Annotated in this window: 11 protein-coding genes; 5 read left to right on the plus strand and 6 right to left on the minus strand. The window is 48.7% G+C overall.

The window, feature by feature from the left end; genetic code table 11:
- Positions 1 to 10 precede the first annotated feature (10 nt).
- Positions 11 to 1546 carry a hydantoinase B/oxoprolinase family protein gene (locus GWK48_RS09790; protein WP_174631836.1) on the minus strand — a complete coding sequence of 512 codons (1536 nt, stop codon included), beginning with the start codon at positions 1544 to 1546 and terminating at the stop codon, positions 11 to 13.
- A gap of 1 nt (position 1547) precedes the next feature.
- Positions 1548 to 3497: a hydantoinase/oxoprolinase family protein gene (locus GWK48_RS09795; RefSeq protein ID WP_174631838.1), complete on the minus strand. Its 1950-nt coding sequence runs from the start codon at positions 3495 to 3497 to the stop codon at positions 1548 to 1550.
- Positions 3498 to 3874: 377 nt separating this feature from the next.
- Here GWK48_RS09795 and GWK48_RS09800 point away from each other — a divergent pair, with 377 nt between their 5' ends.
- The gene (locus GWK48_RS09800) at positions 3875 to 4126 is read left to right on the plus strand and encodes a hypothetical protein (protein WP_174631840.1); all 252 of its coding nucleotides are present in this window, start codon (positions 3875 to 3877) and stop codon (positions 4124 to 4126) included.
- Between the two features lie 94 nt (positions 4127 to 4220).
- On the opposite strand, the gene GWK48_RS09805 is transcribed toward GWK48_RS09800, so the two are convergent.
- Positions 4221 to 5309 carry an S-methyl-5-thioribose-1-phosphate isomerase gene (locus tag GWK48_RS09805; protein ID WP_174631842.1) on the minus strand — a complete coding sequence of 363 codons (1089 nt, stop codon included), beginning with the start codon at positions 5307 to 5309 and terminating at the stop codon, positions 4221 to 4223.
- Between the two features lie 216 nt (positions 5310 to 5525).
- Here GWK48_RS09805 and GWK48_RS09810 point away from each other — a divergent pair, with 216 nt between their 5' ends.
- Both GWK48_RS09810 and GWK48_RS09815 read left to right on the plus strand, forming a co-directional pair.
- Complete coding sequence (locus tag GWK48_RS09810; RefSeq protein WP_174631844.1) at positions 5526 to 6848, plus strand: dihydrolipoyl dehydrogenase; 1323 nt, start codon at positions 5526 to 5528, stop codon at positions 6846 to 6848.
- Positions 6849 to 7207: 359 nt separating this feature from the next.
- The gene (locus tag GWK48_RS09815) at positions 7208 to 7756 is read left to right on the plus strand and encodes an Hsp20/alpha crystallin family protein (protein ID WP_174631846.1); all 549 of its coding nucleotides are present in this window, start codon (positions 7208 to 7210) and stop codon (positions 7754 to 7756) included.
- 1 nt (position 7757) lies between these two features.
- Here GWK48_RS09815 and GWK48_RS09820 read toward each other — a convergent pair whose 3' ends face one another.
- Positions 7758 to 8387, minus strand: a complete 630-nt coding sequence (locus GWK48_RS09820; protein WP_174631847.1) for an amidohydrolase family protein — start codon at positions 8385 to 8387, stop codon at positions 7758 to 7760.
- A 351-nt stretch (positions 8388 to 8738) separates the two neighbouring features.
- Between GWK48_RS09820 and GWK48_RS09825 the strand changes: the two genes are divergently transcribed.
- The gene (locus GWK48_RS09825; RefSeq protein WP_174631850.1) at positions 8739 to 9845 is read left to right on the plus strand and encodes a hypothetical protein; all 1107 of its coding nucleotides are present in this window, start codon (positions 8739 to 8741) and stop codon (positions 9843 to 9845) included.
- Between the two features lie 633 nt (positions 9846 to 10478).
- Positions 10479 to 11291: an amidohydrolase family protein gene (locus GWK48_RS09830; RefSeq protein WP_174631851.1), complete on the plus strand. Its 813-nt coding sequence runs from the start codon at positions 10479 to 10481 to the stop codon at positions 11289 to 11291.
- Positions 11292 to 11834: 543 nt separating this feature from the next.
- Here GWK48_RS09830 and GWK48_RS11515 read toward each other — a convergent pair.
- Together GWK48_RS11515 and GWK48_RS11520 are read right to left on the minus strand one after the other, a co-directional pair.
- Positions 11835 to 12215 carry a hypothetical protein gene (locus GWK48_RS11515; protein ID WP_246263799.1) on the minus strand — a complete coding sequence of 127 codons (381 nt, stop codon included), beginning with the start codon at positions 12213 to 12215 and terminating at the stop codon, positions 11835 to 11837.
- Between the two features lie 126 nt (positions 12216 to 12341).
- On the minus strand, positions 12342 to 12569 hold the full coding sequence (locus GWK48_RS11520; protein ID WP_246263800.1) for a hypothetical protein: 228 nt from the start codon (positions 12567 to 12569) through the stop codon (positions 12342 to 12344).
- Positions 12570 to 12870: the final 301 nt, after the last annotated feature.

Genomic DNA, 12870 nt, shown 5'->3' on the forward strand with positions numbered 1-12870 from the left:
TCCTACTCCTTTATGAGGTCTCAGCCTTACCGTAACCTCCACCCCCTGGAGTCTCCAACACGACCTCCTCTCCAGGCCTTAGGGTTATTGAGAACTTACTGGGCATTTCCTCTCCTGACACAGTCACCCTAGCCGGTTTACCCCTTTCACCGCCGTTAAGTCCCCAGGGACCTACCTTGAACCTGTCAGCAATTACGGAGAGCTTTGTCTCATGGAGTACCCTAAATCCCCTCACTATACCATCACCTCCTCTGTACTTTCCCATCCCTCCACTCCCCTCCCTTATCTTGTAACTGGTGAAGAGTAAGGGAAATTGCCTCTCTGCGACCTCTATGGGAGTGTTCATGGTGTTGGTCATGTTAACCTGTACAGCATCCTCCCCTTTTCCGTTGGGTCTTCCCCCATTACCTCCTCCCACCGTCTCATAATACGACCATAACTTTCCGTCCACTTCTCCTCCCATCATTACGTTCATCATAGTACCACTGGAAGCCGCCGGAACCCTCTCTGGCAATACCTTTGATAAAGCCAGGAAGACCACATCAGCTATCCTCTGAGAGGTCTCCACGTTTCCTGCCCCGACTGCAGACGGTCTCTTTGGGTTTACAAGGGAGCCCACAGGGGCTGACACCTCGACATTTCTGTAAAAACCTTCGTTTGTCTCAACGTCACCGATTAAGGTCCTGACAGCGAAAGTCACTGAGGAATAAGTAACCCCGAGGACAGCGTTAAGAGGGCCCTTAATCTGTTGGGAAGTACCATGGAAGTCAGCCTTAACCTTCTCGCCTACCTCCACAGTAACTCTAATTTTAAGGAAGTCCTCCCACTCTAGGTAGTCCTCAGCTTCGAAGGCACCCTTAGTCCATCTCCCTATCTCCTTTTTTGTAATGATATCTGAATGTTCTATCCCTCTCTTCCATCCCTCTTCTACCCTTTCCGCCCCATATTTCTCCAATAACTCTTGTACCCTAGCAATCCCCAGTCTGTTGGACGCAACCTGAGCTTTGAGGTCTCCTAATGAGTAATGAGGTACCTTAAAGTTTTCCTCGATGAGATCCAGGACGTCCCTATTTAACTCCCCTCTTTTCACGAACTTTAAGGGGGGTATTATCACGCCCTCCTCGTACAGAGTTGAGGCATTGGGGTTTAAACTGCCTGGAAGCGGACCTCCAACATCTACGTGGTGTGCCTTATTCACCACGTATCCTATCAATCTCCCTCTGAAGATTGGGGAAAGCAACCCTACGTCGTTGAGATGTGTCCCTGAAATGTAGGGGTCGTTGAAAATCACTGAGTCACCCTGCTCCAACTCCACCCCCTCTTTGTCCAAGTAGTTCAGGACGTTCCTAACTCCAATCCTAAAGGAGCCAAGGTGCACCGGTATGTGCTCTGCCTGGGCCACAATTTCCCCATCCCGGTTGACTAAAGCGCAACTGTGGTCCATTCTCTCCCTAATGTTAGGGGAGAATGCGCTTCTCTTCAATGCTATCCCCATTTCCTCCGCTATGAATACCGTGGCCTTGTTCAATATCTCCCATCGCGTCACTTCACTCCTCCTCCAAGATTAGAGATCCGGTCTCGTGAACCCTAGCCTTCCATCCATCCTTTACTATCACCGTTGAACTATATTCCTCAAGGATAGCAGGTCCTTCCACTACATAACCTACCGGTAACTGTTCCCTTTTCATAACCCTCACATTCACCCAGTTTTCTAGGAACGCTTCCCTCCACTTTACCTCAGGGGTACCTGATCTAGGTGGGGAGGGGAGAGATAGTGGCAACCCTGGGGATATGGCAAAGCTCCTTATGGTCACTACCTCGATAGGTCTATCCATTACGAAACCGTAAACTGAGTTATGGACTCTTTGGAACTCCTCCTCCACCTTTTCGGGGTCGTTAACAGGTATAGTAAGTTCCCACCCTTGGCCCTCATATCTCACTTCAGCGTATCTCAAGAAGTTGGACGCATCCGGGTGTTTGCTCTTTAGGTTTCTCTCCAGTTCTTCGAAACCTCTCTCCAAGTCCTTTGGGTAGGACATGGAGGCCTCAAATTTTCGGTCAGCGAAGAGCATACCCAGAGCGCTGAACAGGCCCGGGAACGGTGGGATAACGACCCTAGTGATCCCAATCTCCTCAGCTAGATCAACTGCGAACTGGGGTCCTGCACCCCCGAAGGCAAAGAGAGTGAACCCGGAAGGATCGTGACCCCTTTCCACAGTAACTAGTCTGATTGCCCTGGCCATCTCAAGGGTAGCCAAGGAGACCGATTCCACGGAGACCTCAACTGGATCCCCCAGCTCTCTTAATCCCCTTAGGGAGAGGTTTGGATCTAACTTAAGGTCTCCAGAGATGACATCGGGTATCCTACCCAAGACTAGGTTGGCGTCCGTGAGGGTCGGCCTATCGCCCCCCTTACCGTAACACATTGGGCCTGGGTCTGCACCTGAACTAAGGGGACCTACCCTCAAACCCCCTCCCTCATCCCTCCAAATCACAGTCCCTCCGCCTGCAGATACCTCAGCTAAATCAACGAATGGAAACTTCACAGGATACCCTGTCCCCTTAACTAACCTCCCGTGATGTGTCCTGCCGCCCACCTCGTAGTCCTGGGTCACCTCCACACGATAATCAAAAATGGTTCCAGCCTTGGCTGTAGTACCTCCCATATCGAAACCTATCGAGTTGGGAATGCCCATGATCCTGGATAAGATGGAAGTTCCTATAATTCCAGCTGCTGGCCCGGACTCAATAATTTGAACGGGTCTCTCCACGGTTTCGTTCACGTCTATGAGACCCCCTGAACTTGCCATGACGTAAATGGTCGGATTTCCAAACTGTCTCAAACCCTCTTCAAGGGACGTTAGGTACCTCCTAATTACGGGCATCAACAATGAGTTCAAAACTGTAGTCGAGGTTCTCTCGTACTCCCTTGGAATTGGGCATACCTCGTAGGAGGTAGACACGTATTGGAAGTACTTCAGGGAAATCTCCTTCGCTCTCCTCTCGTGGGAGGGATTCAGATAGGAGTGCAGGAAGGATATGGCTATGACGGACGCTCCCCTCTCCTTAGCAGCCTTGAGGCCCTCCTCCACGGTGAGCTCGGACATGGGGGTCAGTACATCCCCAGAGGCTGAGATCCTCTCCTCGATTTCGAACCTCATGTCCCTAGGTACAAGCGGGACTGGTTTTCTAAAGAAAAGGTTGTAAAGCTCAGGTCTAGTCTGCCTCCCTATTTCTATTACATCTCTGAAGCCCTTGGTGGTCAGAAGTGCGACTTTAGGCAGGTTCAATCTCATTTGCCCCAGAATGGCGTTGGTAGCTAAGGTAGTGGCGTGGACGAGGTACCTAACCCCTTTGAAACTTGCTAAACCCTGAATTACGCCAACCTCTGGGTTCTCCGGAGTAGTCGGACCCTTATACGTGAAGAAATTGCCTCTTTCGTCTACGCCTACTATATCTGTAAATGTGCCACCAACGTCTACGGAGACGGTTAACATTACACAATTTACAAACGTGACCTAAAAAACGTTGGGTATTGAGTAGACGGTGAACTGTAGGACTAGGGAGAGACGTCTACTGAATATTCTATCCTAATTCCAGTCCGGTTTGCCATTGGAGAATCAGGTTTCATTAACTGTAAGCCATTACGTGGGCCTTCGTGTTTCTACCACATAGAGGTAACCCCTAATACTTAAGGATCGCATCAATTATCTAATCGCCTAAGGGATAAATCGCGGCTAAGTCTTTAGCCTCGTTTAACTGGTATTAACCAAGAAGCCTATTTTCACTGAGACTCAAAACAATACGTCATGGAGACCTAGAATGGTCATCAATGGACGAAATCTTTTTACTCCATTATTCCCACCTTTCACATATGAGCGTGGAGGAGATCTACAACAAATTAAGGAATGATAGGGAGTTCATAGAGAAGCTAGCTGAGGCGTTGGCTGACAAGGTAGTTGTCCAGAGACTGGAGGAACTAAGCTTAAAGGTGGAGAAGCTGGCACAAGAGCAGATAAAGCTCGGGGAGGAGTTTAATCAAAAGTTCGATAAGCTCAACTCTGAGGTCATCGGGCTAAATCAAAAGTTCGATAAGCTCAACGAGAAGGTAGGGAAGAACAACTAACCTAACTCCCGTAAAGGGGAGTAACGCTTTATACCTCAGTGGAACCTTTTTTAGGGCAGGGAGGAGGTCAGATACGTTGCGCATGGGAGAAACGTTATCTCCCCACGGTTTTCCTAACGTTTCTCTCAAAGGGAGGGTAGATGACCCCTCTCTCTGTAATGATGGCAGTAACGTATTTAGGTGGAGTTACGTCGAACACTGGGTTGTATACCTCGACTCCCTCTGGGGCTATGGGGACTCCCCTCACAGTTCTAACCTCATTGGGATCCCTCTCCTCTATTCTTATATCCTCAACTTTATTCTTAAGATCGAATGTCGTCACTGGGGCCAGCACGTAGAAGGGTATGCCTAACTCCTTAGCGATAACTGCCTCCTTAAAGGTTCCTATCTTATTGTAGACGTGACCGTCCGAGAGGATTCTGTCCGCCCCAACCATCACTGAGTTGACCATACCCTTAAACATGACCAGACCTACCGCAGTATCAGTTATGAGCTTTACCGGTATCCCCTCCTTCATTAGCTCGTAAACGGTTAACCTGCTGCCCTGGAGCCAAGGTCTTGTCTCAGGAGCAATTACGGACACCTTAATTCCTAAGGCGTGAGCGACCTTGACGGGAGCTAGAGCCGTGCCTACTCCCGTACCCGTAGCTAGGCCGCCAGCGTTACACTGAGTCAGGACAGTGTCGCCTTCGTCGATCTTCTCCAGTCCGTAGATACCCATCTGTAACTCTGCCTCCAGTTCCTGGTCGAAAATCCTCCTAGCCTCGGCCTTCAGTTCAGCTAAGAGCTCCTCTACCCTCCTTACCTTCCCTTCCTCAACTAACTTCTTGGATAGGGAAAGCATGTGCGAAGTAGCCCAGCTCAGGTTAACTGCGGTGGGCCTGGAGGAGTCTAGGACAGACTTAGCCTTGAACAGGGAGCCCATCGCCTCCTCTAGGCTTGAGGACTTGAGTATAGCGGTGATCATTCCATATGCTGCTGTTATGCCTATGGCAGGCGCCCCTCTTACCTTCATGGTCTTAATGGCATACGCTACCTCCTCTGGAGTCCTGACCTTCACGAACACAGTTTCAAAGGGAAGGGCGCTTTGGTCGAGGAGAACCAATGAGTTGTCTTGTTCCTCCCATGAAATAGGGATGAGCTTCGGCTTAAAGATCTCCTTGAGCTCGTTGAGCGAGGGCATGGTAAATAAATGGACTTATGATATAAAACATTTTGTCATCTGGACCATTTCATGTTGAGGTCTAAGCTTCAGTTAAGGTTTACCAGTTGACAACCCATGGAAGTACTCGTTGAGTCAGGAGTGCTCAAAATTGTACAGAGTAGACCAAATTGAATTTGTTTAGAAGGCGATTTTCCACAGAAAAATTTTATTTAAAAGTAACTGGAGATTATTTTTATGACAGATTTTGATGTGATCGTGATCGGAGCTGGCGGAGCAGGTTACACGTCAGCCTTCGAATTGTCCAGGGGAGGACTCAAGGTTCTCATGCTTGACCCCAAGGGGGTGCTAGGGGGAAACTGCCTCTATGAGGGTTGCATTCCCTCCAAGACCTTATGGTACGGTTCCTCTTTTTTGAGTAAGGCAAGGAAACTCCCTTTCCTGAAGCTCTCAGTTGACTTTTCAAAGGTCGTGGAGTGGAAGGACAAGGTTCAAGAACTCAGGTTCAGGCAACACGATGAAGAGCTAAGGGAACACCAAAACGTAACTTTCTTGGCAAAGGACGGCGTCTTACTAGACACAAATCACGTGAAAGTTGAGGATAAGGCCTTCAGTGCCAAGTGGATCGTGGTAGCAACGGGAGCCTATCCGTTTGTCCCGGAAGGATTTCAGGACGGAATTACTACCCATGAACTCCTTAAACCTGGGACTACGTTCAGGGAAGTCCCGGAGACCTTAGCCATAGTTGGGGGAGGGTACATTGGGGTGGAGATGTCTTCCATCTTCGCCAAGTTCGGCTCTAAGGTAACCCTTTACGCTTCCCACCTTTTGAACGTCTCTGAGGAGATCCAAGGATTGCTTGAGGCCAGACTGAAGGAATTGGGTGTGGAAATAGTGAAGGACAGGAGTAAGGGGGTGAAAAGGGACGGGGACAGGAAACTAGTGGTCACAGAAAAGGAGTCGAAGGGATTCCAGGAGGTTCTGGTGGCAGTAGGGAGGAGACCCATGACTTCTCCGGTCTCAGGCGTTTTGCCCTTAGGAAAGAAGGGGGAGGTCCAAGTGGATTATGGGATGAGGAGCTCAGTCCCTAACATCTTCGCCCCCGGAGACGTGAACGGGAGGCACATGCTATTCCACGTTGCGGTACTGGAGGGATGGGTTACAGCACAGAACATCCTTGAGGGAGGGAGAGAGGTGGTTGAGATGGACTACAACGCGGTGCCCTATGCAGTGTACAGCGACCCGCAGGTGGCGTGGACAGGGATGTGGAAGGAAGACGCAATGAAATTAGGATTTAACGTGGAGGTAAGGAGGTATGACCTCTCCAAGGACTCCAGAGCACAGATTGATGGAGAACCTGAGGGGTGGATTGACATAGTGTTGGAGAGCGGAAGCAGGAGGCTATTGGGGGCTCAGGTAGTGGGCGAGGACGCTGACCTTCTCATAGGAGAGCTTTCCCTGGCGGTAGGTCAGAGACTCACTAGCTACGACCTGTCTAGGTTTAGCCAACCCCATCCGACCCAGCTTGAGGACATAACAACGCTCATGAGGAGGTACTAAGTCAGTCTTCTAAAGTTAGAAGGCGAGATCCTTTGAACGACTCCGTGGATCGGTTTTAAGTGTGTTCATCCTTATCATGTGGAGGGCTGTTTTTAGGTTTACCCAGATTGACTGGGGCTTACCTCAGTGTATCGAACAACAGGATGCCAAGCTTAGGCGATTTCCTGCCATTAGAGTTTACAAAGTAGGGAAAGCCTAGCCCTGGCGGGGAGGAGGTCAGCTGGTAAAAATTTAGTGTCAATCAAACGCCTTTTCCACACTAAGGCTGTCACTGAGGCTCGTTAAAAAGGTTCGTTTAAGTCAACTCTCAAGAGTTAGATTGAAGACATGTTTAATAACTCAGAACCAGACGAAATCTTATGTTCTGGAGAAAGAAAGATAAGAAAGAGAAGGAAAACCGTAAGATCCAGGACGACGAGCCCACTAGAGAAATAAGAGTTGACCCTGATAGCACCGAGTTTCATGAGTTCGATGAGCTGTTTGACAACCTTACTAGACTGACCGAGGAAATGTTTAAGACAGTAATGGATCCCAACTCTGGGTTCACTACCTACACCAGGAGGGTGACAATGGGTCCTGACGGAAAACCTAGAGTCGAGGAATTCGTAAATGGCACTCCAGTGGGTCAAGTTTTGCAGGAAGGGGACGCTGAAGTACCAGACGTGGAGGTCGTTGAGTCAGGGGATAAGGTCATAGCGACCGTGGAGGTTCAGGGCTCCTCTAAGGAACAAGTTAAGGCGACTCTGAAGAACAACGTCAAGCTCATAGTTGAGACAAAGGGTGGTAGGACGGAGGTCAACCTCCCTGGACCTGTGGAACCCTTGTCAGCTAAGCTGAACAACGGTGTACTAGTTTGCACCTTTAAGAAGAACTACTCCAATTCCGAGCAGGTCATAAAGGTAGAATAAGTCAAATTTTGACAACCCTTTTCCCGTTCTCCAGGATCATACTATCCGCTGTCACGGTCAGAGGCACGTATGGGTAATGACTCCCGAAGACCAACTTATCCTTCGGGAAAGTCCCAACCATGTCCTCCGGAAGAGATGAGGTGTCCCCAAACACGTTAGGTAACCTCATGAGCTCCTTCGCTTCCATAACGTAATTGGGGTACCCTGAACCTAGGAGAACAACAGTGAGTTTAAACTCCTTCAGGACATTCGAAAGGTGGTTCGGATTTCCCTTTCCTCTACCAGTGTAAACGAATAGAGGTAAATCATGATCCTCAGCGAACTGGTAAACTTCCGTTGCGTCCTGAAGGTGGAAATCGTGGTTTATGGGGTTCAAGACTATTCCAACAATCCCCCTGTCCAACTGTCTGCCCAGCTCAACTTTGGCTGGAACCCTACACCTAGGGTTATATATGCCTAGTTGTAGGTAGTCCTTTCCCTTGTTCCATAGATACTGTTGATAAAAACCGTCCACGCAACATTGACAAGAGTACTTGTACGCGGGATTGAGCACTACGAGATCAAAAATGTCTTTAGTCTCTCTTCCAACCACTCCCCTAATTCCCAAATGCTGATGCAGGTCAATCTTCAACGTTTTCCGTAAAAATTTTGTTTCGGAATTAGAAAGCCTTTCGTATCTTTCAGTCCCTGTAGTTCCTGGGTCTTAAGGAGAGGAGGTCCTTCATCTAGATAATGGGATAGCGAGTTTTAACGTATGTGGCAGAGCTCAAACAGACCTTCATAATTACATAGTACTTTAAAACCCTCATAGATCACGCGGAACTATGATTGTCATGGACAACGTATCTTGAGAAATCCTTAAGTATTACACATGAGAGTATACATTATGCAAAAACTTGTCCTCAAGAAAAGGGAGGAAAGGGTAGAGGAAAAGGAGACAGTCATAGACTTCAGGGATATGAACCTCAGAGGTCTAGACTGAATGTTGAAAGAAGAGGATTTTTTAGATTTCCAACACTACACGAGGTATAGGTTAGCTCAGAGGCTGAAAAGGAAGGTTCTAGAGATAGGGGAATATAGGTTATACCTCCTAGGTGGGCAGTCTAGGAGAGGGGATGCCTACGTCATGGGGCGGGACTCCTCGACCGGGAAGTACTTCGTAATGCAGGTCTTCTCCAGCTTTCGCTACCTTGACAAGGGGCCGGAACAGATCACTGAGAGGGATCTTCGAGCCATGATGGGCTTTGACTATCATGCCTACGAGAACTTCAAGTACAGGGACGGGATAGTCATCAGGTTGCAGGGAGACCTCGTGATGAGAGTGGAGAGGTCCTTTGAACGCACTAGGCTCTCTGAGAGCGACGACCTATGGTTTCTCCCATCCTTTACCCTGCTGATGAACCAGTTCATTAGGGATAGGCTGTATCAGGAGCCTGATCTGGTACGGTTGGAAAGGTTAGTAACAATTTACTCGGAGATCATGAACTTCTTGACTGGATCAGTCCTCCCAAGGGAGTCCTTGAGGAAGGTTCTCTCCATAAAGAGGGAACTAGAGTCTAGAATTTCCGAGATCTCAGAGTTTCCGACCGTGGAGGTTAAGCTTAGAGTCCGGACTAGGAGACGCCCCAAGGATCGCGGGGAGAAGGACAGTTCCGGGTTTCCGTTAGTGGAGATCGAAAACGTTACCAGGGATAATGATTCAGAATGGCTGGGGAATAGACTTGGGTCAATTATATTCGTGGACGCGTATAGCCCAAACGTTAAGATGGCTAACGTTAGCTTCCTAGACGTAAATAGAGGTCTAGATATGTATAGGAGGGACCTGGTTAAGAGGTACAGGGAGGAGTACGTTGAGTTCATCAAGTCCAAGGAAGAGCGGTTGAACATCATGTTGGGTCACTACACAACGCCACACTCTGTGAGGATGAAGGGAGTGTACATTAGGGGTTCCATGAGTCCCACTGTTCTAGTGTTGGAGCCAGGGAGTGTAACCTTGACCCATCCAGAGCACGGAACGGAGGAGTACTTCATCCCTAAACCATCCCTGGTCAGCTTCGAGCTTATGGGTAATAACATGAACTTTTTCTGAAGGGTAGTACCATACCTGACTCTCTCGACCGTATAATGGTAAAGGAAGGACAAGCCTCGCCCTTTGTGGAGGGAAGTTAGCATTGTGAGGTAATGTCAACTGGACGGACTGTGCCAGGCGGAATAGGTTGAAAAAGGGAAGATAAACCCCGACTTTCAAGGTTATGTGAAGGTCTCTAAATGACGGAAAAGTCCTCGCTTCATAAAACGACTCCCCTATGCTCAACTTAGTAAAGATGTGGGTCGGAGCGATCGCTCATGCAATGCGAGAGGAATGCGTCTGAGCGGTAGTAGCTGGGCTATTCCCAAGCAGCTACCGACAGAAGAAACCTGGGACGTTAGCACGCACGACACCAAAGCTGTGGAGCGAAGTGGACTTCGAGAGGAGGCAGTAGTCCTTCCAGGACAAGAGAGTAGAGTTCAAAGGTACCTGAGACAAATGCGGCGAGGAGTACAAAGGCGTATTAGGCTAAGCTAATACTCAAGCTGTCCTACTGATGGACAACCAGGCCTGGTCATCCTTCTTTCCTTGCTGAAGCAAAGGAAAAACCTTCCACCCTTCCCAATAAAACCGTTGCATCAGATCTACTTCGGCCTTCGAAAAGTGTTTATGACTCCTCTCATTAGTTTAAGTATGATAGATTTTCACTTCCACGCCCCCGTGAAAGAGTTCCTCCAATACTTGGGGGAATATGCCGAGTCAGCCATTAGGTACTTCAACGCCAAGGTTGAGCTGAGGGACCTCAAGGAAACCCTTGACCAATTCAACTCCCTTGGAGTGGAGAGGTTTGTGGTCCTTCCCATAGACTCGACTTCCTTCCTTGGAAGGAAGATACCCAACGAACTGGTAAATAGGATCAGAGATGATAGGGTGATCAAGTTCATATCCGTCGATCCTCTCAAGGCTAACTCCCTGGAGGAGCTAAAAAGGTACATCAAGGAGATGGAACCTGTAGGAGTTAAGTTTCACCCTCAGCTCCAGGGGTTTCACCCATTAGACGAGAGGGCGCTCAAGTTGTACGAATACCTTGACAGTCTCGGAACGGTCGCAGTATTTCACACAGGTACTTCAGGTATAGGTGCAGGGGTTAGGTCTGGAATCAGGCTCGACTACGGGAGACCAATCTATCTAGACGAAGTAGCTGTTAGGTTCCCGAATCTTAAGATAGTTATGGCGCACTTCGGCTGGCCGTGGACAGAAGAGGGAATAGCAGTTGCGCTCCACAAGCCCAACGTGTACCTAGATCTGTCAGGTTGGGCACCCAAGTACATACCTAAGGTATTATGGGACAACGTAAAGAGGCTCCAGGATAAGGTTCTTTTCGGATCTGACTTCCCCCTCGTTAGCCCCGAGAGATGGCTCAGGGAGTTCAACGAGTTAAACATACCTGGAGATGTTAAAGACAAGATCCTGAGTAGTAACGCCAGGAAGTTGGTGGAAAGGTAAGGGGGACAACTGGCAAAGGGAGGACAAGCCTCGCCCTTAGGAGATGCCAGTTGGATGCAATAGTTTTACCACTATGTTTTCAACTTCAACTGAATTCCTCCTTGTCTGCGGGCCCGTACCGTAGACTGCAGTACTGGGTCGGATGACAGGCAAAAAACGGACTTAAGTAGTCTTCTTTGACCCACACTACTCCTCTACTCGCTGCCATAAATGCGGTAAAAAGATGAAAGAGGCTGCCCACAGGTATTCCCGCCGTCCATACTGTTATGAGGTTGGCTGCGACGTCACCGCAGTCATGGACCTCTATGGGAGGGATCTGAGCCTCTCGACTACCACAACTGATGGATGTGACTCCATACCGGTGGGGGGGGTCAAGACAGCCTGTCCCTAAACTCTCCCGGAAGCTTCTTCACATTTTTGATGAGGTCGTTGAGGTCTTCAAGGGAGATGGATGAGACGGTTAATGAGTTAGCTGTGTCTACTAACCACTTACCTTCTTTAGCGAGTCCTCTAAGACGTCCCTAGCTCTCTTGTGGTGAGACCTTATCCTGCGTAGGACCCTGTCCTCTTTCCACTCTTCTCGTACTTCTGTAGGGACTCAGCTAGCGACTTGTTGTGGTGGGCGTCCTCCAAACGTGTTGGGATCTTGACGTACTTTTCGTCGCCTTTACCTACAACTAGTTCAGCCATGATGTCGACTGCGACACTGTCTCTAGCTTTAGGCCATTTCCAGTCCTTCAGGATAGTGACCTTCAAGTACGCTTTACCATCCCTCAGCGCTGACCTGGCCTCCATCACTTCCCAGTCCTTGTACTCCGATAAGTCCCTTGGATAACCTTCTATATGTATTGCGCCGACTCCCGCTACCCTTAAGCTCATCTTGTTGAAGTTAGTTGAAAACGGTAGGACTGGGGTTAACCACATAGAGACGTTAAGTACACTCGGGTACCTACCGCGTTTAGGGTTGTTTAACCATGACTTGTACTTTGCGATTGCATCTCTATGGCAGTCTTGGGCGACTTTAGACGGTAGGACGACTTCTCTCGGTGTTCAGTAATTACCTTTGTGTGTATCTTTTACTTTTAACAACTTCTTTGGCTTGTTCTCCCTTAACCAGTTGAGGATGAAACGTAGGCCTTTTCCATAGTTTGAGACAACGCTGAGCAGAAAGGCGGTGGGGGAAACCTTTATTGGAACTGTGGCTCTGGTTCCATTCCCACTCTTTTTAGCCCTTACGCCATAAATAGAAATAGAAAAAAAGTCTATGCCATTTGCCATCCCGCTGGGCGAGGCTTTCCCTACTTTGTAAACAACACGGCGTAGTTAAGCTATTGACTATTATTATAGTCTAGATCTTTTTGAAAGCCCTATTCCATGATTCCCCTATTCTCTAATTTCCACTTGGTTACTGTAGCGAAGCCGTAGTCAGCAGTTTCCGTGAGACCATTAAGTCTATATAACCTGGAATGTTGAGGACTTTATATACTGCAAAGGCAAACGTGGGGTCTTGCCCCAGATGTGGGCCTGTATCCCGAAAGGCTGGCAAGGCATATGAATAGTCCAAGATGTGCAGGTTCCC

The sequence above is a fragment of the Metallosphaera tengchongensis genome (genome assembly GCF_013343295.1).
GTDB lineage: Archaea > Thermoproteota > Thermoprotei_A > Sulfolobales > Sulfolobaceae > Metallosphaera > Metallosphaera tengchongensis.

Excerpts from the sequence above, each read along its gene's own strand:
- GWK48_RS09805 (WP_174631842.1), bottom strand. The coding sequence starts at position 5,309 with ATGCCCTCGCTCAACGAGCTCAAGGAGATCTTTAAGCCGAAGCTCATC.
- GWK48_RS09825 (WP_174631850.1), top strand. The coding sequence starts at position 8,739 with ATGTTGAAAGAAGAGGATTTTTTAGATTTCCAACACTACACGAGGTAT.
- GWK48_RS09795 (WP_174631838.1), bottom strand. The coding sequence starts at position 3,497 with ATGTTAACCGTCTCCGTAGACGTTGGTGGCACATTTACAGATATAGTA.
- GWK48_RS11515 (WP_246263799.1), bottom strand. The coding sequence starts at position 12,215 with ATGTGGTTAACCCCAGTCCTACCGTTTTCAACTAACTTCAACAAGATG.
- GWK48_RS11520 (WP_246263800.1), bottom strand. The coding sequence starts at position 12,569 with ATGGCAAATGGCATAGACTTTTTTTCTATTTCTATTTATGGCGTAAGG.
- GWK48_RS09830 (WP_174631851.1), top strand. The coding sequence starts at position 10,479 with ATGATAGATTTTCACTTCCACGCCCCCGTGAAAGAGTTCCTCCAATAC.
- GWK48_RS09815 (WP_174631846.1), top strand. The coding sequence starts at position 7,208 with ATGTTCTGGAGAAAGAAAGATAAGAAAGAGAAGGAAAACCGTAAGATC.
- GWK48_RS09810 (WP_174631844.1), top strand. The coding sequence starts at position 5,526 with ATGACAGATTTTGATGTGATCGTGATCGGAGCTGGCGGAGCAGGTTAC.
- GWK48_RS09800 (WP_174631840.1), top strand. The coding sequence starts at position 3,875 with ATGAGCGTGGAGGAGATCTACAACAAATTAAGGAATGATAGGGAGTTC.